This is a genomic window from Teredinibacter purpureus, assembly GCF_014217335.1.
GTDB lineage: Bacteria > Pseudomonadota > Gammaproteobacteria > Pseudomonadales > Cellvibrionaceae > Teredinibacter > Teredinibacter purpureus.
In genome coordinates, this window is the sequence record NZ_CP060092.1 from 2,877,336 (window position 1) to 2,901,785 (window position 24,450).

The window sequence follows — 24,450 nt, forward strand, 5'->3', positions numbered from 1 at the left end:
TTCCCCAATCTTATCAAAATGGAAGGCACGACTAAATTGGTTTTTAGTTAATGCATCTAGGCCGCGAGGACCGGCACGGAGCGCCTATCGCGACGTGTTCTGACAGAGGAGTGTGGCCTCTAAGGTAAATTATTGGTAAGGGGTGCAACTACTGCCAGGTTGTTTGACATTAAGGTGCAGGAACTTTTTTGGGGTTCACCTTCACCCGCAGCGGGAAAGTAAAAAAGAGAAAAGTGAGTGGAAAGGCACTGGCAACACTCAAATTTAATGTTCGAATGATTACACGCCGTACAAGAGGGCAACCACTATTGCGCATTGTCTCGGATTTTCGAACGTAGTTACTTATGGCTGTAAGGTGGTTTTAAGTCGGCCAAACCCCCTTATGTCGACAAAACCACGATTGTTTTGTCAGAAGGCTCTAAAGAGAGAGGAGACCTTAAGGCCTCCTCTAATCGAAGGTTTATTGAGAGCTACAGGTGCTTTGAGAGATACAACTTTGATTGTCTTCCCAGCCCCAACCACTGCTTGTGGTGTTACACATAGGGTAGTCAGTGCCATACCAATTACAGGTACCGCCGGATCCACCGTTACTAGAACTTGAACTTGAACTAGAGCTTGAACTAGAGCTTGAACTGCTCACTATACAGCTTTGATTGTTTTCCCATCCCCAGCCATCACCGTCAGGATCGGAAGAGGCATTGTTACAAATAGGGGTGCCGCCAGAACCTGTCGAGCTGCTAGAGCTGCTAGAGCTACTAGAGTTATTTCCACCGCCACCGCACATACTCTGTGCAGCGTTAGAACCTTGGGCGATACAGCTTTCGCTATTTTCCCAGCCCCAATCATCACTGGTGCTGTTGCAGCAATAGGGGTAGCTTCCGCAGGTACCGCAGCCTGTATTGCCGTTACCACCGTTGTTAGTGGACAAAACGGAGGTTAGGGCTGAATACCATTTGTCTGAGATTTTCTGATTGCCTGAATCGTTGGGATGGACGCCGTCACTGGTGTCGGAGTTAGCGCTGAACCCATTCCATTGATCGACCACTGTAATGGGTGACTGCGAAGTGCTTTTGCCCGATGCCCAGCTGGGAATGCTGTTGTTTAAATTGGTTACTCGGTCTGCACACTGAGAGCATGACTGAGCAGAATCCATTGGAATAATCTGGGCGACTAGAATTTTTACATTGGCATTATTTGAACGCATTTGGTCCACAAGCTTACTGTATGCGCTTAGAATATTGCTGGTTGAGATACCGTTCCAAACGTCATTTGTACCTAGGTGCATCATTACAACATCAGGGTTGGTAGAGGATAACCATCCGGGTAACTGATTGCCGTTAGCAATATCGGTTACCAAATAGCCGCCGTGACCTTCGTTATCGGCGTCATGATTTTGGCCGCAGCTTTGGGCGTATTGAGTGCCAACAAAATCAACATCGGAATACCCGTTATTTTGTAGGCGATTCCACAGTGTTGCCCGCCAACAGCCCGGTGAACCTGTTATAGAATCGCCCAGCGGCATTATTTTCACTGCATGGGCGTTACTCGAGGCTAAAACCATAACGGCTAGCAGCGGTAAAACGGCACTGGCAGCTATTACTTTGAGGATAATTTTTTTTATCATTATTGTTCTCCAATGAGTTGGTGTGATGACCATCTAAAACCTTGTTATCGATAATTTTCTTACTTATGCCATTGGCAACCAAGCAGGGTAACCGGTTACATTTATTCGGCATAAAAATCGTTCAACGCATTTATTGTTGCTCGTACGGTAAAGTGGTGAGCGCTAGGGGTAAGGTTTTATAACGACAGAAATGTGTATGAACGATAGAAAATCGGGACTGAGTCTAACAGTTGAAAAATATGATTCGTAGTCGACTATGGTCGAATAAAGCCTGAAATGTGGAGGGCTATTGACGACAACTATTTTACTGCGCTAGTTAAGCGAATACATTAAAAAACGCAGTGCGCGATGTGCATAAGTAGAAGGCCGAACCGGCGCCACGTGGTTGTGGCGCGGTTAATGAGGTGCAGTAGATTATTGAACAGACACCTTATGGTAGGAGTGCAGTGCCAACCGTGGATGTGTCTTTGCCTGCCTCGCCATGCCAATAGCCATTGCAGTCGTTATTGGGCAGGGTTTGTGGCGCAAGACCGTGTTGATTTTTTTTGAATAAATCTAACCACTGGAGGGTGTCATGGCTTTGTGGGCTAATGCGAATGATATCGATAAAATCGTGTAAGTTAACTATTTCATTTATAAGATTATAACGATTACCTGATAGCGTTTGAATACCATTAAGGACGAAAATTGTCTCACCTTCTTGGCTGTTGACCTTTCGCCCGTCTGGGTAATTAATACAGCATGCCTTACATTGATCTTTTGGCTTTTGTTCAGATCGCGCAGTAAAGCAGCGAGCTGACCACGCAAGGGGAAGTTGGCCAAAGGCAAATAATTCAATTTCGTAATTATTGCGCACAGATGAAATGTGCGGATGTTGTGTTAATTTCTTAATCCAGCGTTCCCCTATTTCAGCGGTGGGAACCCAGCGCTTCATTCCTTGGTCGAGTAAGAATTTTAAACTCTGAGCGTTATAACAGTTAAGTGCTGAACCACCGACAAAAGGCAGGCGGTTTTCGGCTAATAATCCTACGGCACCGATGTCATTAGCTTCTACTAAAAAATCACCATTATCGCAGTAGCGTTTTAATTGGCGTATATCCGCAGGTGACTCAAGCAACGTCATGGTGGAAAGTACCACCTGTTTTCCTGCTTCCCGCAACATGTGGGCAATATTCAAATAATCGTCTAATAGAAGTTCTTTTCGCTTCGCGCACACGGTTTCCCCCAAATAAATTAGATCGGCCGAAGAGCTGGCAGCGTTCTCGTAGAACGTAACTACGGTTGCTTTTGGCCAATAGTATAAAATTGGGCCGAGGGAGAACTTCATTGGGTTTATCCTAAAGTTTTATGCGAATTAAGTTTTTATTGCCACTCACGTTCATACGCGCCGAGCGTCGTTTGGCAGCCTTCAGACAATCCTTTTAGTTTGGTTTTCCAGCTCGTGTCTACACTAAAGTTATCGGGCGATACATTAAGCATATCAATGGCCTCTCGCCAAACCTTAGTGACTTGGCCGACATAAGCAGGGCTCCTCTGTCGCCCCTCGATCTTCAGCGAGACTATACCTATACGCTTAAGTTGGGGCAGTAAGTTCAGCGTGTTTAAACTGGTGGGTTCTTCTAATGCGTGACTAATAGTTCCGTCGATATCGAAACGGCCTTTGCAGAGGGTGGGGTAGCCGGCGTTTTCGTTTTCACTGTACGAATCAATCAGTACATTATTAAGCCTAGATTCCAATACGTCGCCTTTTTCAATCCAACGCACATAAGGTGCCGGTGAACAAGCGCCAGCCGTGTTGGGCGATTCACCAGTTAAATACGAACTTAAATAGCATCGACCTTCCGACATTATGCATAGGCTACCAAAAGCAAATACCTCTATAGGAATAGTGCAATTCTCGGCTAAATGCGTAACCTGCTGTAAGGACAATACTCTCGGTAAAATGACGCGCTCGATAGTAAAATTTTTCTCGTAAAAATTGATGGCCGCGGCATTGGTGGCTGAGGCCTGTACGGATAGATGCAGCGACGTGGAGGGGTGTCGTGTGCTTATGTAATCAAGCAAGCCCAGGTCGGCAACAATTAAAGCGTCTGCGCCGGCGTCGATAGCAATATCAGCCGCGGTGGTCCAGTGGTGCTGGCTGTTGGGGTGCGCAAATGTATTGATAGCAACATAAAGTTTACGTTTGTTCTGGTGTGCAAGGTTACACGCGATGTCTAGTTTTTCTGGAGTAAAATTTAATCCCGAGAAATTCCGCGCATTGGTTTTGTCTTTTAAACCAATATAGACGGCATCGGCGCCATTGTTAATGGCCGACTTAAGCGCGGGAATATTGCCAGCGGGGCATAGAAGCTCCATATTGTAATAAACCGTTATAGTATCGTATTGGTAATGCTTCATAATGAAGGTGTGAGAAGTATTTTATCTATCTAGCGGTAAGGAGGTTTGAGTTATGTCATGTAAAGCCAAAATAGAAACTACTGTTGTTGACGGTTTTCCATTGGTGGTATCCAAATTGCTAAAGTTTTCTCCGCTGTTTGTCGTGGAGGGAATAATGTCTAAATCGCTAAATGCAATGTTTCGTCCGTCTATAGCAAACGGCGATCTAGATTTTTTTAATGGAAAATTGTTGAATGTATGTGTGACCGACTTGGGTTTTTCGTTTTGTATTACGAGCGATGAAAATGGATTTAGAGTTGTCCATCATTATCGTGAATGCGATTTGTATTTTTCAGGCGAGAGTTATTGTTTTATGTTGTTGATGACCGACAAAGTTGACCCTGACATGTTGTTTTTTCAGAGAAAGATAAAGATAACCGGGGACACAGATCTTGGTTTAGAGATCAAGAATACGCTCGCGAATGTTGATGTTTGCGAAAGAATACCAGCACTGCTTAGCCCGTTTTTTGATCGCGTATCGAATGAAATACTTGCATCTAAAGTTTAGCGACAAAGAGGCCGTCACAAATAGTGGATTGTGGAGGCGGGTGCGGGTGCGGATGCGGTACTGCTGAAGAGGGTTCTTACTACACGGTAAAGCTCGTTTTAAGGCTTTCGTTGATCAGGGGTTTGTGGTGTAATTTTATTCCCTTCAACTAAATATATTCTTTGTTTTTTGAATGTCAAACCATAGTTATTTAGTAGTTGTTTGATTCGCAAATGTCAAACCATAGTTATTTAATAGTTGTTTGATTCGCAGAGGGTTTTTTAACGATGTTTTTTCTTTCCTGCTAACGTGAAGATTTTCCTTCCTGCATCGGCCATAGACGTGGGCTTTAAGCATATTTCAATAATTATCGATAGCACTCCTAGGTCGTAATTATCTAACGCTTCAATCTTTTTGGGGAGGAGTGGCGATTTTACCTGAGCGTAGGTATCGCTGTTGAGTGCTACCCATTTCACTTTTAAGCGTTTGATTTCATCACTGACTTAAGTGGTGCTGATTCGACCGCCGTCTGCAAGCGTTCCTATTCGTGCAATACTGGCGTTTAGGTAGCGAAAGTTTGCTGACCATAACGCTTGTTCCGATTGTCCAAATTTTAGATAAAGGTCTTTGGCTGATTTTTTGAAGTGAATTTGGTGCCCTGTTTTTTTGGCGAAACGCCCTATTTCAAATTCACTATTGGCTTCTAGGTCTTTAATTCGCTTTTTTAGTGAGGGTAGTTTGTATGTCCATAGGCCGATTTGTAGTGATGGTTAGAGTGTTTGAGAACAATAAGTGGACGATAACAGAGGGACAAGCTTAAAAAGGTGTAAAACAATGAGTTGGAAGGTTGTGGGTCGGGTGGGGTATGCGTCTGCAGAAACAAAAAAGCCTCGCAGGTGCGAGGCTTTTGTATGTGGTACCAGAGGCCGGACTCGAACCGGCACGCTTTTAAGGGCGGGGGATTTTGAATCCCCTGTGTATACCAATTTCACCACTCTGGCATTAATTCGTTCTGCATCTGTTGATCAACAGCTTCTTTGGCATTGCAGAGGCGCGAGATTATAACAGCGCTTTTTGCGGGGTCAACACTTTCTATCCATCTAAAGCATGGAAATAGCGTAGTTTTTCCATTACCCTTGCGGCCCGCAGTACTTTTACTCTCAATATTGAATTTTTATGCGCCGTCAAGACTTTTATTATTCATTGCCCGACACCCTTATAGCCCGTGAACCCACCACTCAACGACGAGGAAGTCGATTGTTAACGCTGGAGGGCGATAGCGGTGTGCTAACCCATGGTCACTTTGCCGATTTGTTGTCTCAGGTCAGCGAGGGTGATCTTATGGTATTTAACGATACGCGTGTTATTCCCGCTCGTTTATTTGGTAGGAAGGCTTCGGGTGGAAAATTGGAGATACTTGTGGAGCGCGTGATTGATCGCGATCGTGTGTTGGCACATGTTCGTTCGAGCAAGTCGCCCAAAGCGGGTTCTGAGATTGTACTAGAAGATAATACGACGCTGACTGTGGCGGGGCGTCAGGGCGCGTTGTTTGAACTTGTTTTCCCTGTAAGCCAGCCGGTTTTGGAGGTGTTGGAGCGCTTAGGGCATATGCCTTTACCGCCGTATATTGACCGCCCTGATGACGATGCCGATAAAGAGCGGTATCAAACGGTATACGGTAAGCACAAAGGGGCCGTAGCGGCACCTACCGCAGGCCTGCATTTTGATGACGAATTGATGGAGCAGTTGAAGGCCAAGGGTGTGCGTATTGCGTTTGTTACGCTGCACGTGGGCGCGGGCACTTTCCAGCCGGTACGTGTAGATGACATCTATCAGCACGAAATGCATTCCGAAGTAATGGATCTTTCGGCTGAGGTGTGCGAAATGGTGGCGCAAACTCAAAAAGCTGGTAAGCGCGTTATTGCCGTCGGTACTACCAGTGTGCGCTGCCTCGAGACCGCCGCTGCGAATGGTGAGATAGCGCCGTATCAAGGCGACACGGCTATTTTTATCTATCCGAGTTACCGTTTTCAGGTGGTGGATGCGTTAGTCACAAACTTCCATCTGCCTGAATCAACCTTATTAATGCTGGTGTCGGCGTTTGCGGGTTATCGCAACACCATGAACGCATACCAACAAGCGGTAGCCGAGCAGTACCGCTTTTTTAGCTATGGCGATGCCATGTTCATTACTCACAACCCTGCCGCTGTCGATGAGACTGTTGGCACCGCACTAGAATAGTACTGTTATGACCGATACTTTGATGCAATTTGAATTAGATACCACCGACGGCAAAGCCCGACGTGGTCGTTTACGGTTTCCGCGTGGCGTGGTTGAGACTCCGGCATTTATGCCTGTGGGCACATACGGTACGGTGAAAGGCATGCTGCCTCGTGATATTAAAGACACGGGCGCGCAGATAATTTTAGGTAACACCTTTCATCTGATGCTAAGGCCAGGCACAGAGGTTGTTAAAGCCCATGGCGACCTGCATGATTTTATGCAGTGGGATGGCCCTATTCTTACCGATTCTGGTGGTTTTCAGGTGTTTAGTCTTGGTGATATTCGTAAAATCACTGAAGCGGGAGTGAAATTTCGTTCGCCTATTGATGGCAGTGAAGTGTTTCTCGATCCCGAAAAAGCGATTCACGTGCAGCGCGATCTTGGCTCGGATATTGTCATGATCTTTGATGAATGCACGCCATACCCTGCAACAGAGACGGAAGCGCGCGATTCTATGATGCTCTCGTTACGCTGGGCTAAGCGTAGTAAAGACGCGCATGAAGGTAATCCTTCGGCACTTTTTGGTATTGTACAGGGTGGTATGTACGAAGATTTGCGTGCAGAATCTTTGGCAGGTTTGGAAGCTATAGGGTTTGACGGTTATGCGATTGGTGGTTTGTCTGTTGGCGAACCCAAAACGGATATGGTACGTATTCTTGATCATCTTGCCGATACCATGCCAGCCGACAAGCCGCGCTATTTGATGGGTGTTGGTAAGCCAGAAGATATCGTGGAAGCCGTTTGTCGAGGCGTCGATATGTTCGATTGTGTTATGCCTACGCGTAATGCGCGTAATGGGCATTTGTTTACCCGTGAAGGCGTGGTGAAAATACGTAACGCGAAACATCGTCACGATACCAGTGCGTTAGATAGCAGTTGCGATTGTTACACCTGCTCAAATTTTAGTCGTGCTTATTTGCATCACCTCGATAAGTGTGGCGAAATTTTAGGCTCTCAGCTGAATACTATCCATAATTTACAGCACTATCAAACCATCATGCAGGAATTACGCGATGCCATTGCGCATGGGCAGCTCGCGCAATATGTAGAAGAATTTTACGAACGGCAGGGTAAAACTCGCTTTACCCTTGAATAGCAAGGCGTGTGCGCCCATGTTGAGGTTGCACAATAAGGTACTGTAATGGAGCGGGCTCAGCTTAAGAGTGTGCCCGCGCATGACGGCATTCCACCTCTTAAGCGCAAATGTAGGTATAATCCCGCCTCCTTAAAATTAAAATGACAAGAACGCTAGCGGCATTTCACTCTTTCAAAGGGGAAATGACCAAGCTTTACTGGACCCCAACATGAACCGTTACCCCTTCTGGAAGTATTGTCTTATTCTGGTTACCGTCGTTGTAGGTTTTCTCTACGCGCTACCGAATATCTACTCACCTGACCCAGCTGTTCAAATTTCAGGCTCATCCGCCGCTTTAGAGATTACTCAACGTGATATCGATAAAGCCGAAGCTGTTTTAAAAGAGCTTGGCATCGACTATTTTGGTGTTGAGTTTGACAAGAGCAATGGCTTATTGCGCTTGCGTGAACGCGACGATCAGCTCGCTGCCCAACGAAAAATTCAAGAAGCCCTCGGTGGGGATTTTGTGGTTGCGGTTAACCTAGCGCCAACAACGCCCGACTGGTTGTTGAACCTCGGTGCAAGCCCAATGAAATTAGGCTTGGATTTAGCCGGTGGTGTGCATTTTTTGATGGAAGTTGATACTCCAAAAGTATTGGCTGAAGAAATTGAAAATACCGAAGAGTTCATTAATAAACATATTCGAAAAGAGCGTTTACGGGGTGTAGCTGTACGCGCGAAAGCGGGCGTAATTACGGTAACCACGGAAACCGACGAGCTTCGCACTCAAATAACGGGCATGTTCCGAAAAGATTTGCCCGAGCTGCAATATGAGCGTGTTGACGAAGCCGGTAAATATTTGATTCGTGCGCAATTTAGCGAAGCATATATCCGCGAAAAAGAAGATTACGCCGTAACGCAAAACTTAACTACATTGCGAAACCGTGTAAACGAAATTGGTGTTGCAGAGCCTTTGGTGCAGCGTCAAGGTCGAAATCGAATAGTGGTAGAGCTGCCTGGCATTCAAGATACTGCCCGTGCAAAAGCGATTATTGGTAAAACCGCTAATTTGGAATTTAGGTTAGAAGCCAATGCTTCTACTCTGGCCTCTCAGCGAGAAAAGTATCCTCAGCGTGATGAGCAAAAGCAACGTCTCTATGGTGATGCGAGCGTTGAGAAGCGCCCAATAGTGACGGGCCAAAATGTTACGAATGCGCAAGTGGGTTATGACCCGGATACGAGTTTGCCGCAAGTCAATATTACGATGGATAGCCAAGGTGGCAGTGCTATGCACCGTAAAACCCGCGATAACGTGGGGCGTCGAATGGCCGTGTTGTTTATTGAATATAAAACGCATACTAAGCGCACACTTGACGAAAATGGCGATGAAAAAATTATTTACAGCCAAATTCCAGAATCTAGCATTATTAGCTTGGCCACCATACAAAGTGCGTTGGGTAAAAGCTTCCGTATTACAGGCTTGGAAAACCCGCAATCGGCGTCTGAGCTAGCGTTGTTATTGCGTGCTGGTGCGTTAGCTGCACCTATGGGTTTTGTTGAAGAGCGTACTATCGGCCCATCATTAGGAGCCGAGAACATTGCGCTGGGTGTTAAGTCTGTTCAGTTAGGCTTAATTATGGTGCTGATCTTTATGTTGGTTTATTACCGAGTATTTGGTTTTGCAGCCAACATAGCGCTTTCGCTAAACCTTGTTTTGTTAATCGCTATTATGTCTTTGTTTGGTGCTACGTTAACGCTTCCAGGTATTGCTGGTATCGTATTAACGGTGGGGATGGCCGTAGATGCTAACGTCCTAATCTTTTCTCGAATTAAAGAGGAGCTCGCCAATGGCGTGCCGCCACAGTCAGCCATTAAAGCTGGGTTTGAACGTGCATTTGAAACCATTTTAGATGCGAACGTAACCACCTTTATTGTTGCGATTATTTTATACGCTATTGGCTCCGGTTCAGTGAAAGGTTTTGCTGTTACTTTGGCGATTGGTATTGTCACGTCCATGTTTACCGCCATTGTGGGTACACGCGCTATCGTAAATCTTATTTACGGTAATCGTCGCGTTGAGAAATTGTGGATATAACGGGCCCTAATTAAAAGAGAATTCTCATGAGCGATAGTAAAGTTATTAATTTTATGGGGCGGCGAAAACTTGCTGCCATTTTTTCAACCATTCTACTGGTAGCGTCCGTTACTGCCTTGGCCGTTAAAGGTTTAAGTTTTGGGTTGGATTTTACAGGCGGTACTCTAATCGAGCTGCATTACCCACAAACAGCCGATTTAAATGGTATCCGTGCGGATCTTAAAAATCAGGGTTACCCAAGCGCTGTAGTGGCGAATTTTGGTAGCGATCAAGATGTAGTTATTCGAATTCAATCCGACGGTGAAAAAGTTGGTGATACCATTGTGGAATCACTGAAGGGAGCTTATCAAGGCGATGGCACTGTTGTGCGCAAGCGAATTGAATATGTGGGCTCTCAGGTGGGTGAAGAGTTTATGAACGATGGCGGCCTGGGAATGTTATTTGCCCTTGCCGTGGTTATGATTTACGTAGCGTTGCGATTTCAGTTTAAATTTTCGGTGGGGGCAGTAGCCGCTTTAGCGCACGATGTACTTATAGTGCTTGGGTTTTTCGCCATTACCGAGATGGATTTCGACTTAACGGTTTTGGCGGCTGTCTTGGCGGTCATCGGGTATTCGCTTAACGATACTATTGTTGTGTCTGATCGGATACGTGAAAATTTCCGTCGAGTACGTAAAACGGAGTCATTTGATATTATTAATATTTCGTTGACTCAAACCTTGGGTCGAACGTTAATTACGTCGTTGACCACTTTGTTGGTACTGTTAGCCTTATTTTTTGTAGGCGGTGAACTTATCCATAATTTCGCATTAGCGCTAATTCTTGGTGTTGTGGTTGGTACATACTCGTCAATATATGTGGCGGCAAATGTCTTATTGCTGATGGGTATCTCCAAAGAAGATCTAATCGTTATAGAGAAAGAAGGCGAAGATCAGGAAATGCTGCAGCCTTAGCCTGTTGACTATAGTGCGCTCACATTAATGTGAACCTGTACTAGTGCGTTAGTGTTACACCGAAAAGACCCAGCAATTATTAAATTGTTGGGTCTTTTTTTGTTTTCTCTTCTGGGTTCCCGTGCTCGCTTCATAGGGAGAGTGATTGAGTGAGTGTTACGGTGGTGGGTATAGGTGTACGGGCGATGGGTTTAATCACTGGGAGGAGGGATAGTTATCGTGGGAGTCTTGGTCGCAGCTAGCGGTGTGGTAAGTTGACTTATTGCATCGGTTGAATGCGTTAGCCTAATGCGGTGACTGCGCTCAAGCGTGCCTGCATCACCTAACAATAAGAATAGTTCGGTAATATTGTCTTTCGCTTTACCGGCAAGTGCTTCAAAATCTGAGAACATGTGCGTCGCTCATTCAGGTGTCACTAAATTATAGTGCTCCGTCGGCGACTTAGCGGTATATAGAGATATTTGATCTAAACTGAACAACAAAACGACGCGTTGAGACCTAAGCAGCGCTGCTATTGCCCTAAATCCTGTTGATAGACACTTACATAGAAGAATCAAAAGATGAGTTGGTTTAAAAAGTCTACTACTTCGAGTGAAGAGCCCCGCGAACCTAGTGTCGGCGAGTCTAAGCGACAATTAAAAGAATTGGAGCGCTCAGTGTCGCGCTATGAGCGCGTATTTCGCGGAAGTAGCCAAGGTTACGGGTTTCTCGATTGGGACGTAAAACGTGGTCGGTTAGAGTGGGACGGCAACTTCTGGACTCACTTAGGCTACGGTGAGGCGGATATGGTGCATATTTCTGATGCCGATTCATTTATGGAATACGTTCATCCAGACGACAGAAAAAAGCTGACTACCGCTATTCATGCGTTGCTTCGTGGGCTTGGTTTGGGTGAGGCCACCTTTAGATTACGAAAAAAACGCGGTGGTCATATTTGGACAGAAGTTCGCGTAGATGCTATTCGGGATGGCCACGACTGGGTAAGTTATATTTCCGGCGGTGTGTACGACATTACAAAGCTCAAACAAACCGAGCAAGCGCTAGTGATTAGTGAAGCGCGTCATGCTCGTATTATACAGTCCTCCAATGATGGTATTTGGGAGTGGTATGCCGAGCACGGAGGGTTTCATTTTTCGAGCCGTTGTTGGGAACATTTGGGCTACGACGAGCAAGACGATCATGTTAATCAGGGCATTGATCGCGTTCAGGCGTGGCGTAAACGCATCCACGAAGAAGACATTGCCCAGTTTGACCAAGCGCTAAAAGATCATATTCATCGTAAAGAAGCGTTTGATATCGAATACCGCATTCGAGGAAAAGATGATGAATGGCATTGGATAAGAGCGCGTGGCCAGATGGCTTACGATGAAAGCGGTAAGGCTACCCGAATGTCGGGTACTAATATGGATATTACCGAAATTAAGCGTGCTGAAGAGCGCGTTCTTAAGGCCAAGGAGGCGGCGGAACTTGCCAATCGAGCGAAATCAGATTTCTTATCCAGTATGAGTCATGAATTGCGAACACCGTTGAACGCTATTTTAGGTTTTGCACAATTATTTGATTTAGATAAATCGTTAACACCGGACCAGCAGACGAATGTTTCTGAAATTAAACAGGCAGGCGAACATCTTTTACAGTTAGTTGGAGATGTTCTCGATCTGGCCAAGATTGAAGCTGGGCGAATGGGGTTCTCTTTAGAACCCGTAGCACCTATTCGCCTATTGAAAGAAGTCGAAATGCTAATTCAGGCTCAAGCCGAATTCCATAATATATCCGTTGCGCTAGAATCGAACGATCTAGAGGAGCGCACAGTAATTGCAGATGCGGTTCGGCTCAAGCAGATCTTGCTTAACCTTGTGAGCAATGCGGTTAAATACAATCGCGTGGGTGGGAGTGTTGTGATTAGCTGTTCCTTAAGTGAAAGCGAAACTATGCGTATTACTGTTCGAGATACGGGCAAAGGCATTTCCGACGCGATGCAAAAACAAATGTTTCAGCCGTTTAATCGGCTGGGCGCCGAAGCGTCTACCATAGTGGGTAGTGGGGTTGGTTTGGTTATCACCAAGCAACTTGTGGAGCAAATGAAAGGCTCTATTGGCTTCAAAAGTGTTGAAGACGTTGGGAGTTCTTTTTGGATTGAGTTTCCGTTGTATAAAGGCCAAACAATAGAGCAGTTGGTTGATCAGTACAGCCGCATTTCGTCAGAATTGGGTGGTGAGGTCCCAGATCTTTTAGTCGAAGAGCGAAAGCGTATTTTATACGTAGAAGATAACCCACCAAACCAGCGTTTAATGAAGCAATTACTAGTGCGTTACCCGAATCTTGACCTCGACATTACTGGCGAGCCGCTTAAAGGCATTTATATGGCACGCACAACCAAACCTGATTTAGTGATTATGGATATTAACTTGCCAGGTATGGATGGGTTTGAGGCGCTGGAAGTACTGAAGCAAGATAAGTCTACGCAAGATATCCCGGTCATAGCGCTTACCGCAAATGCGATGGTTCATGATATTGAAAAAGGGAATGCTAGCGCCTTTGACTACTATTTAACGAAACCGCTCGATTTGAAGCAGCTTATTCAGGTATTTAATGAATTACTGACTTAATTTCTTCAAAGGAGGAAATCTCTTTTCCTTCTTTGGTTTTCTTCATATTCCCTCCAGTTTGGCCACGTTTTCTATTAGTGTAAAAGCTGAAATGGCATGGTGTTATTTTTACCCTCTGCATTTTATCGATCTTATTTTTTCTTTCGGTAATAAATTTATTCGGTCATAACTGTAATTACGCTATTGCTTTAGTGTTCGCGCACCTGTGTTTTGTGTTTGGCTGCCTGCTTATACGTTGTCGTATGCATGATGGTGTGTGTGACGCTAATATTGGCGGGTGTTACCGTTTTTCGTTTGAGATTAAATACCTTTAACGTCGATGTAATCGATTACTGTGAAGTGGGTGCGAAAAATAAATAAACGAGTGAGATAGTATGCTGTTTAAAACGAATGATTAATTGCTCATTAAATAGTTTTTCTGTGGGCAGTATAATTTTTAAAAGGCTAGTTCAATGGATGAGAGTCTGTAAGTGGGCCGCGTAAAAAATCGATATGTCGTGATAGCGCTAATGTCCTTTTTGCTAGGCTTTGTCGTTAGCGAGTTTAGCCTTTGTGGAAGTTTCTCGTGTCAAGCGCGGAAGGTGTCTGTTGTGCCTGACGACTTGGTTCTCTTGTTAAGGGAAAATGCCGAACTTAATGAGCGCTTGGATGAAGTCATGAGGTCTACGGGGGATGCGTCATCAGGCGCTCGAGCTGAAGCTACCCTTAGTGTTTGCGAGAAAGGGGATACTGTTGCCGCGATACGCGTAGAGAGTGATGCTAGCGCTGTTGGTCAGGCAGGCTCTATGCAAACAGAGGTTGCTGAAAGTTTTGATGAGTGGGTTGAAGCTTCTACGGCGTCGGACCCTGGTTTTGTATTGGGAACCTTTATGGCGGGTCAGTTTGAGGTGGAGGCGGTTGACTCTGCGTGGGCGATAAGTCGGGAGCAGGAACTATATGCTTTTTTTGAAAGTGATAAACGCTTAGATCAATACGCTATTGAGTCTACGGAGTGTAAGGCAACGCAGTGTCGGTTGTCGCTAAATGCTTATGATGTAAGTCAGGCAAATGAAATTATAGAAAATTTTTCAGTGGTCATGGCAGATAGTGATGGATATCTCATGTCAGTATCTGATATTGATCCAGAGAGTGGCAGTGTGATTATTTATCTCGCTAGAAATGCGGAAGGCTTTGGTTTTCAGTAGCTCAGTATTGTGTTGTTCGTTGTAGGGTTGCTAATTGAAATTATCATGGAAGGTAATAGCGCTAACTATTTTTGGCGTTGTGTAAAAAAAGGAAAATGGACGTGTTAAATGCACAGTTAAATTGATTGATAAAGGAAATATTATGAAATTAGTACACTATTTTGCGCTTGCAGCGACATTGGTATTAGGCTTGGGTGCTCAGAATGTTTTTGCGGATGTATTGATTAGTTGTTCGTGGGTGAATACCTCACAAACCTCTATTTATAATGGCGTTCGAATTACACAATCTTGTAAAGATGGCAGTATTGTTGCGGCAACACGTCAGCGCACGTGGGGCCAGTACTATAATGGCGAGTGCTCTAGCCTTACGGCAAAAACAGGTTACCGTGTGTCGGGTTCTTGTTTGAGCCCAAGCGTGTATCGTAAGATACCTGTAGTTGTAGTGGATCCGGGCGTTACTAGTTGTGCTCATCCTAACGCGTTGTACGCAACTAATGTTCCTGGTTCTCAAATGTCATCAACAATTACGACCGCGCTAGCGGGTTACTGCTCAGATTGCGGTATTTCTGTAAGACCTGGCTCGTACAGTGATTCTTACTACGTTTTCTGTGGTAATGGTTAATTAGTTATTGTTGTTAGCAATTGAGCCCGCTATGGGCAGCGCCTGTAGCGGGTTTCTTTACGGCATATATTTCCGGTAGGTTTAGTAAACATTACCCATGTGTTTACCGACTATTTGCAGCAGTGGTTTAAAAACCTTAGGCGCTCCACATACAATGTGACCGGTTTCTAGGTAGTCGCTATCCCCTTTAAAGCCGCTCAACAACCCTCCAGCTTCGCGCACAAGTAATACGCCTGCTGCCATATCCCATGATTGTAGGTTCATCTCCCAGAAACCATCAAATCGACCTGCCGCAACATAGGCTAAATCTAAAGCGGCAGAGCCTGCACGACGAATGCCGGCAGTTTGACCGGCCACTTCTCGCAAGCAGTTTAGGTAAGGGTCGATGCGGTCAAAAGCATAACCGTTGAAAGGGATGCCAGTGCCAATTAGGGCGCCGTCTAAGCTTTTGCGGTTGCTTACACGCAGGCGGCGACCATTCAGCATAGCGCCACGTCCACGGCTAGCGGTAAACTCTTCTCTTTTGATGGGGTCGAGAACAACAGCGTGTTCTAACTGGCCTCTATATTTGCAGGCAATAGATACGGAAAACTGAGGAATACCGTGAATGAAGTTGGTTGTGCCATCGAGAGGATCGATGATCCACTCATATTCGCTATCTTTCGCACCTGAAACGCCCGATTCTTCACCGATAAACTTATGGTCGGGGTAGGATTTACTTAAATGGTAAATTACCTCTTGTTCAGCTTTGCGGTCTACTTCGCTAACAAAGTCGTTGCGGCCTTTTTCTTCAATGTTAATAAGGTCGAGCCGTTCGAAGGAGTGTTCTATAACATCGCCGGCTTTTCGGGCAGCCTTAAGCGCAAGGGTAAGCATGGGTTCCATAGTTAAATCTCTGGACAGGTATGAATGTAAGATAGCAATTTTAAAAGAACAGCTGCGAGCCATGGTCGCAGTGCAAGGATTATAACAGTAGCGATACAGGATAACTATGATCACGCGTTGGGTTGCTATGCTCCACAGGGCCCCTCTGGTACACTGCGCGCCTTTTCTGGCCGCTTGGCACTACTCTGGACACTTCAAAGACTAGCCCATGAATGAACAACGATTTCAGCAAATTCGAATGGTAATGGTGAACACTACTCATCCCGGTAATATCGGCGCTGCTGCGCGCGCGATGAAGAATATGTGTTTGTCGGAGCTTTATATCGTCGACCCTAAGGATTACCCTGCCGAAAAAGCCGTTTGGCGAGCAGCTGGAGCGGTAGATGTGCTGGAAAATGCCAAGGTGGTGTCCACACTTGATGAAGCAATTGCTGATTGTGGTTTAGTGGTCGGTACAAGTGCTAGGGAGCGTCGTATTCCGTGGCCGTTAGTGACGCCTCGTGAGTGCGGTGAGCGTTGCTGGGCAGAGGCGGGTACTCACCCCGTAGCGATTGTATTTGGGCGCGAAGACCGTGGCTTGACGAATGAAGAGCTGCATAAGTGTAATTTTCATGTGCATATTCCCGCGAATCCCGAATACAGCTCGTTGAATATAGGCGCGGCTTTACAGGTGATTTGCTACGAGATTCGTATGGCCTACTTTGCAGCCAAAGAAGGTAAAGAGTTGCATTTTAATGACTGGGATCAGCCCCCGGCAAATAGTGCGTCGTTGGAAAATTATTATGAGCATTTACAAGAGACGTTGGAGCAGCTCAAGTTTATTGATCCTGATCATCCTCGTCAGACGGTAACACGCCTAAGGCGCTTATTTGGTCGCATACGTATGGATAAAATGGAGTTGAGCATATTACGTGGCATGCTAACGTCTATTCAAAACCATATTTTTCATACGGATAAAAAGATTAAAGCGCTCGAAAATAAGCCAGATTAATAACCTACTAAATTAGTAGGTTAAATACTTGATTGAATTAGTAGGTTATTCGATAATGTGCACTCTTAAACCCAGAGACCGGCACTATGCGATTAACGACCAAAGGCCGCTACGCGGTCACCGCGATGTTGGACTTGGCGCTCCATGCGCAGCGCGGCCCCGTCAGCTTGGCTGATATCTCCAAGCGACAGGGGATATCACTGTCCTATTTAGAGCAGTTGTTCGCAAAATTGAGGCAGAACACCCTTGTCTCGAGTGTGCGTGGCCCTGGTGGCGGCTACAAGCTAAGCCGTGTTGCTGCGGAGATATTTGTGGCGCAAATCATCGATGCGGTTAACGAATCAATTGATGCTACCAATTGCGGCGGTGCGGGTAATTGTCAAGGTGGGGATGTTTGCCTCACACACTATTTGTGGTGCGATTTAAGCGAGCAAATCCATAGTTTTTTGAGCAGTATCAGCTTGCAAAGTTTAGTTGATCGGCAAGATGTACAGAAAGTAGCACGCCGCCAAGATGAGGCCGGTAATGCGGCTAATGGTGACGAAAGCCAAACCAGCGCTATTTCTGCTTCAGATATCCTCTGAATAGAAGGCAGCGGCCCTAGGGCTGCTGCCGGTGTTTTAATCGCGATTTATTAGTCTGTTGAAGTCCATCATGCAAATACCAGTTTACCTTGATTACGCAGCAACTACGCCGGTAGACCCGAGCGTAGCCGAAGCGATGTGTGCTTGCTTAACGCAAAATGGTATTTTTGGTAATCCTGCGTCACGGTCTCACATATACGGATGGAAAGCCGAGGAAGCGGTCGAGATAGCGCGTGGGCAAGTGGCCGACTTGCTCAATGCAGACCCTCGCGAGATTGTGTGGACAAGCGGCGCCACCGAAGCAAATAATCTAGCGATAAAGGGCGTTGCCACCGCAAACAAGGCAAACGGAACTCATTTAATAACGTCCCTCACTGAGCATAAAGCCGTATTAGACACCTTTAAATACTTGGAAGGTGAAGGCTTCACGGTAACGTATCTAAAGCCTGACGCTGCTGGCCGCATCTGTGCTAAAGCGATAGAAATGGCCATAACCCCAGAAACCTCGTTAGTGTCTATTATGGCGGTCAACAATGAAGTTGGGGTTATTAATGATATTGCGGCGATAGGGGCGGTCTGTCGGCGCAAAGGAGTCTACTTTCATGTGGATGCTGCTCAAGCCGTGGGGAAGGTCGCCGTCGATACAGCCGAACTGCCAGTAGACTTGTTATCTATGTCTGCGCATAAATTTTATGGCCCTAAAGGGGTTGGCGCACTCTTTATAAAGCGTCAATCACACGTGCCAATAGCAGCGCAAATTCACGGTGGTGGTCATGAACGTGGTATGCGCTCAGGTACATTACCTACGCATCAGTTGGTCGGTATTGGGTTAGCCGCTAAAATGGCTAGCGACCTTTTGGTTGGCGAGAGTGCGCGCATACTCGCGTTGAGAAATCGCTTTTTACAACATCTAGAATCCCTTACGGGGTGGCAGTTAAACGGAAGCCTCGAACATCGTGTTGCTGGCAATGCCAATATCAGCATAGCGGGTGTTGATGGTGAGACGCTCTTATTGGCGTTACGTGAGCTTGCCGTTTCTACGGGCTCGGCTTGCACGTCATTGAGTGTTGAGCCGTCCTATGTGTTGAAGGCCCTTGGTTTAACTGACGAATTAGCGCATAGCTCAATTCGTTTTAGTTTTGGTCGTTATACCACGGAAGAGGAAGTTGATTTTGCTGCGAAAACGGTAGCAGAAGTAGTCCTCAAGTTACGGAAAGACCCTCCCTTATGGCAGGCCAATAAAGCAAAGGTCTGACGGATTTAAAGTTTTACGGCCGTTTATCGGCCAATTGAGTTGTGAACCCTATGTCCCAAGAACACATCGATCAGCTAATTGAACAAGACTATTCAGCGGGCTTTGTAACGGATGTTGAATCCGAAACGTTACCACCTGGATTGGATGAAAATGTTATTCGCTTTATCTCGGCTAAAAAAGATGAGCCGCAATGGATGCTCGATTGGAGATTAAAGGCTTATCACGCGTGGCGAGAAATGACGGAGCCCGATTGGGCGCACGTGAACTATCCAAAAATAGATTTTGATGAAGTTTCGTATTATTCGGCACCCAAGAGCATGGCTGATAGGCCTCAGAGCTTGGATGAAGTGGACCCTGAATTATTGGAAACCTATAAAAAATTGGGCATTCCCTTGCATGAGCAAGAAGCGCTGGCCGGTGTTGCCGTAGATGCGGTGTTTGATTCAGTTTCGGTTGCCACCACTTTTCGCTCGAAGCTGAAAGAGGTAGGCGTTATATTTTGCCCAATCTCCGAAGCAGTAAAAGAGTACCCGGATCTAGTTAAGCGCTACCTCGGTAGTGTTGTGCCCCAGAAAGATAATTTTTATGCGGCGCTAAACAGTGCCGTATTTAGCGATGGTTCTTTTGTTTATATTCCCAAGGGTGTTCGTTGTCCTATGGAACTTTCAACCTATTTTCGAATTAATGAAGCTAAAACGGGCCAGTTCGAGCGTACTTTAATTATTGCCGATGAAGGCAGTAATGTGAGCTATCTGGAGGGTTGTACGGCGCCAATGCGAGATGAAAATCAATTGCATGCAGCAGTAGTGGAATTGGTTGCGCTTGACGATGCGAATATAAAGTACTCGACAGTACAGAACTGGTATCCCGGAGATAAAGAAGGTAAAGGCGGTATATATAACTTCGTGACAAAGCGCGGTGTCGCTCACACGAATGCACGAATATCGTGGACCCAAGTAGAAACGGGTTCGGCTATCACGTGGAAATACCCTAGCTGTATATTAAAAGGCGACAACAGTGTTGGGGAGTTTTATTCTGTTGCGTTAACCAATAATTTTCAGCAGGCCGATACCGGCACTAAAATGATTCATTTAGGCAAAAATACGCGCTCAACCATTATTTCCAAAGGTATATCGGCAGGTAAAAGTTCTAACGCCTACCGTGGGTTGGTTCGCATGAATCCAGGGGCCGAAGGTGCGAGAAACTACACGCAATGTGATTCACTGTTAATTGGCGACAAATGCGCCGCACATACCTTCCCTTATATTGAAAGCAAGCATCCCTCGGCGGTTATTGAGCACGAAGCCACAACGTCGAAGGTAAGTGATGATCAATTATATTTATGTTTACAGCGCGGCATTGATACGGAAAAAGCGGTGTCGATGATTGTGAATGGTTTTTGTAAAGAAGTGTTTAAAGAGCTACCTATGGAATTCGCTGTAGAAGCCGGCAAGTTGCTTGAAGTGAGCTTAGAAGGTTCTGTTGGTTAATGCTGTTGATCGATTTTTGGCGTTTATTCGAAGCTGAATCGATACGGACATAAAATGGTCTTAATGCGTTTTGACCAAAATTTAATATTATCGTTATTGCTTAATGTAACTGGAGTAATCCTGAATGTTGTCTATTACTAATCTTCATGCAAATGTTGAAGATAAAGAAATTCTTAAAGGCCTTAATTTAGACGTTAAGGCGGGTGAGGTTCACGCAATAATGGGGCCTAATGGTTCCGGTAAAAGTACAACAGGGCACGTATTATCTGGCCGAGAGGGTTATGGTGTTACGAAAGGCCAGGTTTCTTTCGGTGGGAAAGACTTACTGGATATGGATACTGAAGAGCGTGCTCGAGAAGGGTTGTTTTTGGCTTTTCAGTACCCCGTTGAAATTCCTGGTGTTAGTAATATGGAATTTATGAAGGCTGCAGTTGATGCGGTACGAGAGCATCGAGGTGAGAGCGCCTACGATGCTGTTAGTTTTCTAAAGAAAGCACGTGAGCATTGTAAAGCCGTAAATCTAGACCAGAGCTTCTTGAAGCGCGGTGTAAATGAAGGTTTTTCGGGTGGCGAGAAAAAACGCAACGAAATAATGCAAATGATGCTGTTGGAACCGAAGCTGTGCATTTTAGATGAGACCGACTCAGGTCTGGATATTGATGCTTTACAAGTGGTCGCCAATGGCGTGAATGCGCTTCGCAGCCCAGATCGTTCCTTTATTATTGTGACACACTATCAGCGCCTGCTTGACTATATCGAGCCTGATTTTGTACATGTGTTGGTGGATGGCCGAATCATTAAGTCGGGCGATAAAAGTTTAGCGTTAGAGCTAGAAGAAAAGGGTTACGGTTGGTTAGATCCATCGTTGAATGGAGTGGCGTAACGATGGATTATATTCAGCAAGCGGCAACACCGCTGGCCACAGAGACGCCTGATTGGCTTCAGTCCTATCGTCAACGAGGTGCTGCGCAGTGGTTAAAACATCGTTTTCCTGGGCGTAAAACAGAGGATTGGAAGTATACAAATTTAAGAGCATTGGAGCAGGGAGAGTACCATTGTGCTCCCGCACTCGTTTCTGAAAACCCTGATTGGGCATCTCACTATACGATTAATGGGCTGAATGCCTACCCGTTGGTTTTTGTTAACGGAATCTTCAGTAGCACCCTTTCATGCGACCTATCTGAGATGCCTGTAGGTGTTGAACTTAGTTGTTTCTCTACAGCAGATACAGCGCAACAAGCTCAGATAGCATCAGAGCTAGATGCATTAACTACTGCGGATAAGCATCTTTTTACAGCGCTTAATACGACTCAGTTGAGCGAAGGGGTGTTTCTTAAGGTTGGTAAAAATGTACAGCTCGATAGGCCTGTACAAATTGTTTACCTTAATACCCCTCAGTCGCAGCCTTATACGGTCAATCAACGTTTGCTCGTTGTTATGGAGCAAGGTAGCGAAGCAACCGTAATTGAACAGTTTACATCGCTTGAAAATGAGTCATCATCGACGAGCTTGGGTTTTACGAACGGCGTCACCGAGTTGAATGTGGGTGAAAATGCACGTTTACAACATTACCGCCTACAGCTAGAACATGAATCTGCCATTCATGTGGGTAGTGTGAATGTTGGCTTGCAGCGTAACGCGAATATCGACAGCTTCTATTTAGGGTTAGGTGGAAAAATAAAGCGTATTGACGTAGTGGTAAATCATCAAGGCGAAGGCGCTCACTCCGAATTAAATGGCGTTTATTTAACACGTAACAGTCAGCATATCGATTACCACACATGTATAGAGCATGCTGTACCGCGTTGTACGTCGAATGAGTCGTTTCGCGGTATTATCTCCGATAGCTCGCGCGCGGTTTTTAATGGTCGAATTCATATTCACCCGCAGGCGCAAAAAACACTGGCGCAACTAAGCAATAAAAATCTTTTGACCAGCAATAAGGCTGAAGTGGATACCAAACCAGAGTTGGAAATATACGCCGATGATGTTCAATGTGCGCATGGTGCAACAGTCGCTCAGTTGGATAATAATACCCTGCATTATTTGTTGACGCGTGGCGTGGGTGCAGAAGAAGCCAAAGTTATGTTGAGTTTTGGTTTTATTAACGAATTGATTAACAATATGCGTGAAGAATCTATAGCGAATTATATTCGCCCAATGTTGGCTAGAATGTTTGCGCGTGACGAATCACTCGCGAGACACCTTGGATGATAGCCACCGTGACTAAAAGTATGTCTAACGATGTTTTTAACGTACAAAAAGTGCGTGATGAATTTCCTATTTTAGATCAAGAGATTAATGGTCATCCCTTGGTGTATTTAGACAATGCTGCAACAACGCAAAAGCCCAATGCTGTTATTGAGGCTATTAGCGATTACTACCGAGGGTACAACTCCAATGTACATCGTGGCGCACACAGTTTAAGTGATAGAGCCACAGTTGCGTTTGAGCATGCGCGAGACACTGTTGCGAAGTTTGTGTGTAGCCCCAAAAAAGAACAGGTGATATGGACACGAGGTACAACAGAAGCCATAAACCTAGTTGCTCATAGCTGGGGGCGAAATAATATTGGCGCAGGCGATAAGATATTAGTGTCCACGCTAGAGCATCATTCTAACATTGTGCCTTGGCAAATATTGGCCGAAGAGATGGGTGCGCAGCTCATCCCTATTCCAATTTTAACTACAGGCGATATCGATATACCTGCGTTCTCAGCTCTGCTAGATGAACGAGTGAAAATGGTGTCAGTTGGCCATGTGTCAAATGCTCTAGGTACGGTTAACCCGTTAAAAAACATTATCTCGGCTGCCCACGCTGTGGGGGCTAAAGTTTTTATCGATGGTGCTCAAGCCGTCGCACATTTTCCCGTTGATGTCCAAGCCCTGGGTTGTGATTTTTATGGTTTTTCAGGCCATAAATTGTTTGGCCCTACGGGTATCGGCGTGCTTTGGGGGCGCGAAGCGTTACTTAATGAAATGCCTCCTTACCATGGTGGTGGAGAGATGATCGAGAGTTGTAGCTTTAGCGGAACAACGTTTAACGTATTGCCTTATAAATTTGAGGCCGGCACGCCGGATATTGCTGGCGTAATTGGCTTGGCTGCAGCGATTGATTATTTGAATACATTAGACCGTAATGCCATTATCGCCCATGAACGTGATCTGCTCACTTATTGTCACCAGCTGGCAGAGAAGTGTTCAGGGTTAAAGCGAGTTGGTGAAGCCGAAAATATTGCTGGTGTATTCAGTTTTTTGTTAGATGGCGCTCATCCTTCAGATGTTGGAATGTTGTTAGATCAGCAGGGCGTGGCGGTGCGTACGGGGCATCATTGTGCACAGCCTTTGATGGAGGCATTGAATGTTCCTGGCACCGTACGGGCCTCATTTTCTATGTACAATACGCGTGAAGACGTCGAACGCTTTTTTGCAGCACTGGAAAAAGTTAAACAGTTTATTTAAAGGGCGAATCCAAAATGAGCGTTGAAACTTTTAGTCTGAATGATACGGTGACCGTTACACCGGCGGCTGCCGAGCATTTTCAAGCGCAGCTTAAAAAAAAGGGCGCGCAAGCGATTCGTATTAGCTTGAAAGAAAGTGGTTGTACCGGGTTTATGTATGTCATCGATGAGGTGGACTCTGGTGAAACGAGCGATCTAGAAATTACGCTTAAAAATGGTGTGCAAGTATTTGTTGATCCCACCCATATGGCGGCGATTCAGGGTACTGTAGTCGATTACGTTAAGCAGGGGCTAAATCGCAATTTAGAACTCAATAACCCGAATGTTAAAAATGCCTGTGGCTGCGGTGAAAGTTTTAGCGTTTGAATAGTGGCTTTGCTGTAGAAAAATTATTTAGATTAATTGTTTTCAGGA

At 45.6% G+C, this 24,450-nt stretch carries 22 protein-coding genes and 1 tRNA gene; 16 read left to right on the top strand and 7 right to left on the bottom strand.

Annotation, left to right across the window (positions count from 1 at the left end):
* Nucleotides 1-460 precede the first annotated feature (460 nt).
* From H5647_RS12635 to ubiU, 3 genes are all read right to left on the bottom strand, one after another.
* The gene (locus H5647_RS12635; RefSeq protein ID WP_052692051.1) at nt 461-1,624 is read right to left on the bottom strand and encodes a carbohydrate-binding domain-containing protein; all 1,164 of its coding nucleotides are present in this window, start codon (nt 1,622-1,624) and stop codon (nt 461-463) included.
* A 430-nt stretch (nt 1,625-2,054) separates the two neighbouring features.
* Complete coding sequence (locus tag H5647_RS12640) at nt 2,055-2,951, bottom strand: U32 family peptidase (RefSeq protein WP_045858991.1); 897 nt, start codon at nt 2,949-2,951, stop codon at nt 2,055-2,057.
* Between the two features lie 35 nt (nt 2,952-2,986).
* Nucleotides 2,987-3,982 carry a ubiquinone anaerobic biosynthesis protein UbiU gene (gene ubiU, locus H5647_RS12645; RefSeq protein ID WP_045861361.1) on the bottom strand — a complete coding sequence of 332 codons (996 nt, stop codon included), beginning with the start codon at nt 3,980-3,982 and terminating at the stop codon, nt 2,987-2,989.
* 94 nt (nt 3,983-4,076) lie between these two features.
* Between ubiU and ubiT the strand changes: the two genes are divergently transcribed.
* Nucleotides 4,077-4,571, top strand: a complete 495-nt coding sequence (ubiT, locus tag H5647_RS12650) for a ubiquinone anaerobic biosynthesis accessory factor UbiT (protein ID WP_052692052.1) — start codon at nt 4,077-4,079, stop codon at nt 4,569-4,571.
* Between the two features lie 260 nt (nt 4,572-4,831).
* Here the strand turns inward: ubiT and H5647_RS12655 are convergent, their stop codons facing one another.
* Together H5647_RS12655 and H5647_RS12660 are read right to left on the bottom strand one after the other, a co-directional pair.
* Nucleotides 4,832-5,026 carry a hypothetical protein gene (locus H5647_RS12655; RefSeq protein ID WP_045858993.1) on the bottom strand — a complete coding sequence of 65 codons (195 nt, stop codon included), beginning with the start codon at nt 5,024-5,026 and terminating at the stop codon, nt 4,832-4,834.
* A gap of 438 nt (nt 5,027-5,464) precedes the next feature.
* A tRNA-Leu gene (locus H5647_RS12660) sits at nt 5,465-5,551 on the bottom strand.
* A gap of 175 nt (nt 5,552-5,726) precedes the next feature.
* On the opposite strand from H5647_RS12660, the gene queA reads away from it, so the two are divergent.
* From queA to secF, 4 genes are all read left to right on the top strand, one after another.
* A complete protein-coding gene (gene queA / locus H5647_RS12665; protein ID WP_045858995.1) occupies nt 5,727-6,791 on the top strand; it encodes a tRNA preQ1(34) S-adenosylmethionine ribosyltransferase-isomerase QueA in 1,065 nt (354 codons plus the stop codon).
* A 22-nt stretch (nt 6,792-6,813) separates the two neighbouring features.
* The gene (gene tgt / locus H5647_RS12670; protein WP_045861363.1) at nt 6,814-7,929 is read left to right on the top strand and encodes a tRNA guanosine(34) transglycosylase Tgt; all 1,116 of its coding nucleotides are present in this window, start codon (nt 6,814-6,816) and stop codon (nt 7,927-7,929) included.
* Between the two features lie 208 nt (nt 7,930-8,137).
* Nucleotides 8,138-10,003 (top strand): protein translocase subunit SecD, encoded by a 1,866-nt coding sequence (gene secD, locus H5647_RS12675; RefSeq protein ID WP_045858997.1) that lies wholly within the window; start codon nt 8,138-8,140, stop codon nt 10,001-10,003.
* Nucleotides 10,004-10,029: 26 nt separating this feature from the next.
* The gene (gene secF, locus H5647_RS12680) at nt 10,030-10,956 is read left to right on the top strand and encodes a protein translocase subunit SecF (RefSeq protein ID WP_045858999.1); all 927 of its coding nucleotides are present in this window, start codon (nt 10,030-10,032) and stop codon (nt 10,954-10,956) included.
* 191 nt (nt 10,957-11,147) lie between these two features.
* Here the strand turns inward: secF and H5647_RS12685 are convergent, their stop codons facing one another.
* Nucleotides 11,148-11,348: a hypothetical protein gene (locus H5647_RS12685; protein WP_045859001.1), complete on the bottom strand. Its 201-nt coding sequence runs from the start codon at nt 11,346-11,348 to the stop codon at nt 11,148-11,150.
* Nucleotides 11,349-11,516: 168 nt separating this feature from the next.
* On the opposite strand from H5647_RS12685, the gene H5647_RS12690 reads away from it, so the two are divergent.
* The 3 genes from H5647_RS12690 (at nt 11,517) to H5647_RS12700 (ending at nt 15,371) form a co-directional block, all read left to right on the top strand.
* On the top strand, nt 11,517-13,565 hold the full coding sequence (locus tag H5647_RS12690) for a PAS domain-containing protein (RefSeq protein ID WP_045859003.1): 2,049 nt from the start codon (nt 11,517-11,519) through the stop codon (nt 13,563-13,565).
* 590 nt (nt 13,566-14,155) lie between these two features.
* Nucleotides 14,156-14,749, top strand: coding sequence for a hypothetical protein (locus H5647_RS12695; protein ID WP_162926389.1), 594 nt, complete (start codon nt 14,156-14,158; stop codon nt 14,747-14,749).
* A gap of 142 nt (nt 14,750-14,891) precedes the next feature.
* Nucleotides 14,892-15,371 (top strand): hypothetical protein, encoded by a 480-nt coding sequence (locus tag H5647_RS12700; protein ID WP_045859006.1) that lies wholly within the window; start codon nt 14,892-14,894, stop codon nt 15,369-15,371.
* Nucleotides 15,372-15,452: 81 nt separating this feature from the next.
* Here H5647_RS12700 and H5647_RS12705 read toward each other — a convergent pair whose 3' ends face one another.
* Entirely contained in the window at nt 15,453-16,256 is an 804-nt protein-coding gene (locus H5647_RS12705; RefSeq protein WP_045859008.1) for an inositol monophosphatase family protein, read from the bottom strand.
* 208 nt (nt 16,257-16,464) lie between these two features.
* Here H5647_RS12705 and trmJ point away from each other — a divergent pair, with 208 nt between their 5' ends.
* The 8 genes from trmJ to H5647_RS12745 all read left to right on the top strand — a co-directional run bounded on the left by trmJ (nt 16,465) and on the right by H5647_RS12745 (nt 24,402).
* On the top strand, nt 16,465-17,247 hold the full coding sequence (gene trmJ / locus H5647_RS12710; protein WP_045859010.1) for a tRNA (cytosine(32)/uridine(32)-2'-O)-methyltransferase TrmJ: 783 nt from the start codon (nt 16,465-16,467) through the stop codon (nt 17,245-17,247).
* A gap of 86 nt (nt 17,248-17,333) precedes the next feature.
* Nucleotides 17,334-17,831, top strand: coding sequence for a Fe-S cluster assembly transcriptional regulator IscR (gene iscR / locus H5647_RS12715; protein WP_045859013.1), 498 nt, complete (start codon nt 17,334-17,336; stop codon nt 17,829-17,831).
* Nucleotides 17,832-17,901: 70 nt separating this feature from the next.
* Complete coding sequence (locus H5647_RS12720; protein ID WP_045859015.1) at nt 17,902-19,086, top strand: IscS subfamily cysteine desulfurase; 1,185 nt, start codon at nt 17,902-17,904, stop codon at nt 19,084-19,086.
* A 50-nt stretch (nt 19,087-19,136) separates the two neighbouring features.
* A complete protein-coding gene (gene sufB, locus H5647_RS12725) occupies nt 19,137-20,576 on the top strand; it encodes a Fe-S cluster assembly protein SufB (protein WP_045859016.1) in 1,440 nt (479 codons plus the stop codon).
* A 124-nt stretch (nt 20,577-20,700) separates the two neighbouring features.
* Nucleotides 20,701-21,459, top strand: a complete 759-nt coding sequence (gene sufC / locus H5647_RS12730) for a Fe-S cluster assembly ATPase SufC (RefSeq protein WP_045859019.1) — start codon at nt 20,701-20,703, stop codon at nt 21,457-21,459.
* A gap of 2 nt (nt 21,460-21,461) precedes the next feature.
* The gene (gene sufD, locus H5647_RS12735; protein ID WP_045859021.1) at nt 21,462-22,790 is read left to right on the top strand and encodes a Fe-S cluster assembly protein SufD; all 1,329 of its coding nucleotides are present in this window, start codon (nt 21,462-21,464) and stop codon (nt 22,788-22,790) included.
* Complete coding sequence (locus H5647_RS12740; RefSeq protein WP_045859023.1) at nt 22,787-24,037, top strand: aminotransferase class V-fold PLP-dependent enzyme; 1,251 nt, start codon at nt 22,787-22,789, stop codon at nt 24,035-24,037. The genes sufD and H5647_RS12740 overlap by 4 nt, the downstream gene beginning before the upstream one ends.
* A 14-nt stretch (nt 24,038-24,051) precedes the next feature.
* Nucleotides 24,052-24,402, top strand: a complete 351-nt coding sequence (locus H5647_RS12745) for a HesB/IscA family protein (RefSeq protein ID WP_045859024.1) — start codon at nt 24,052-24,054, stop codon at nt 24,400-24,402.
* The last annotated feature ends 48 nt before the right edge of the window (nt 24,403-24,450 follow it).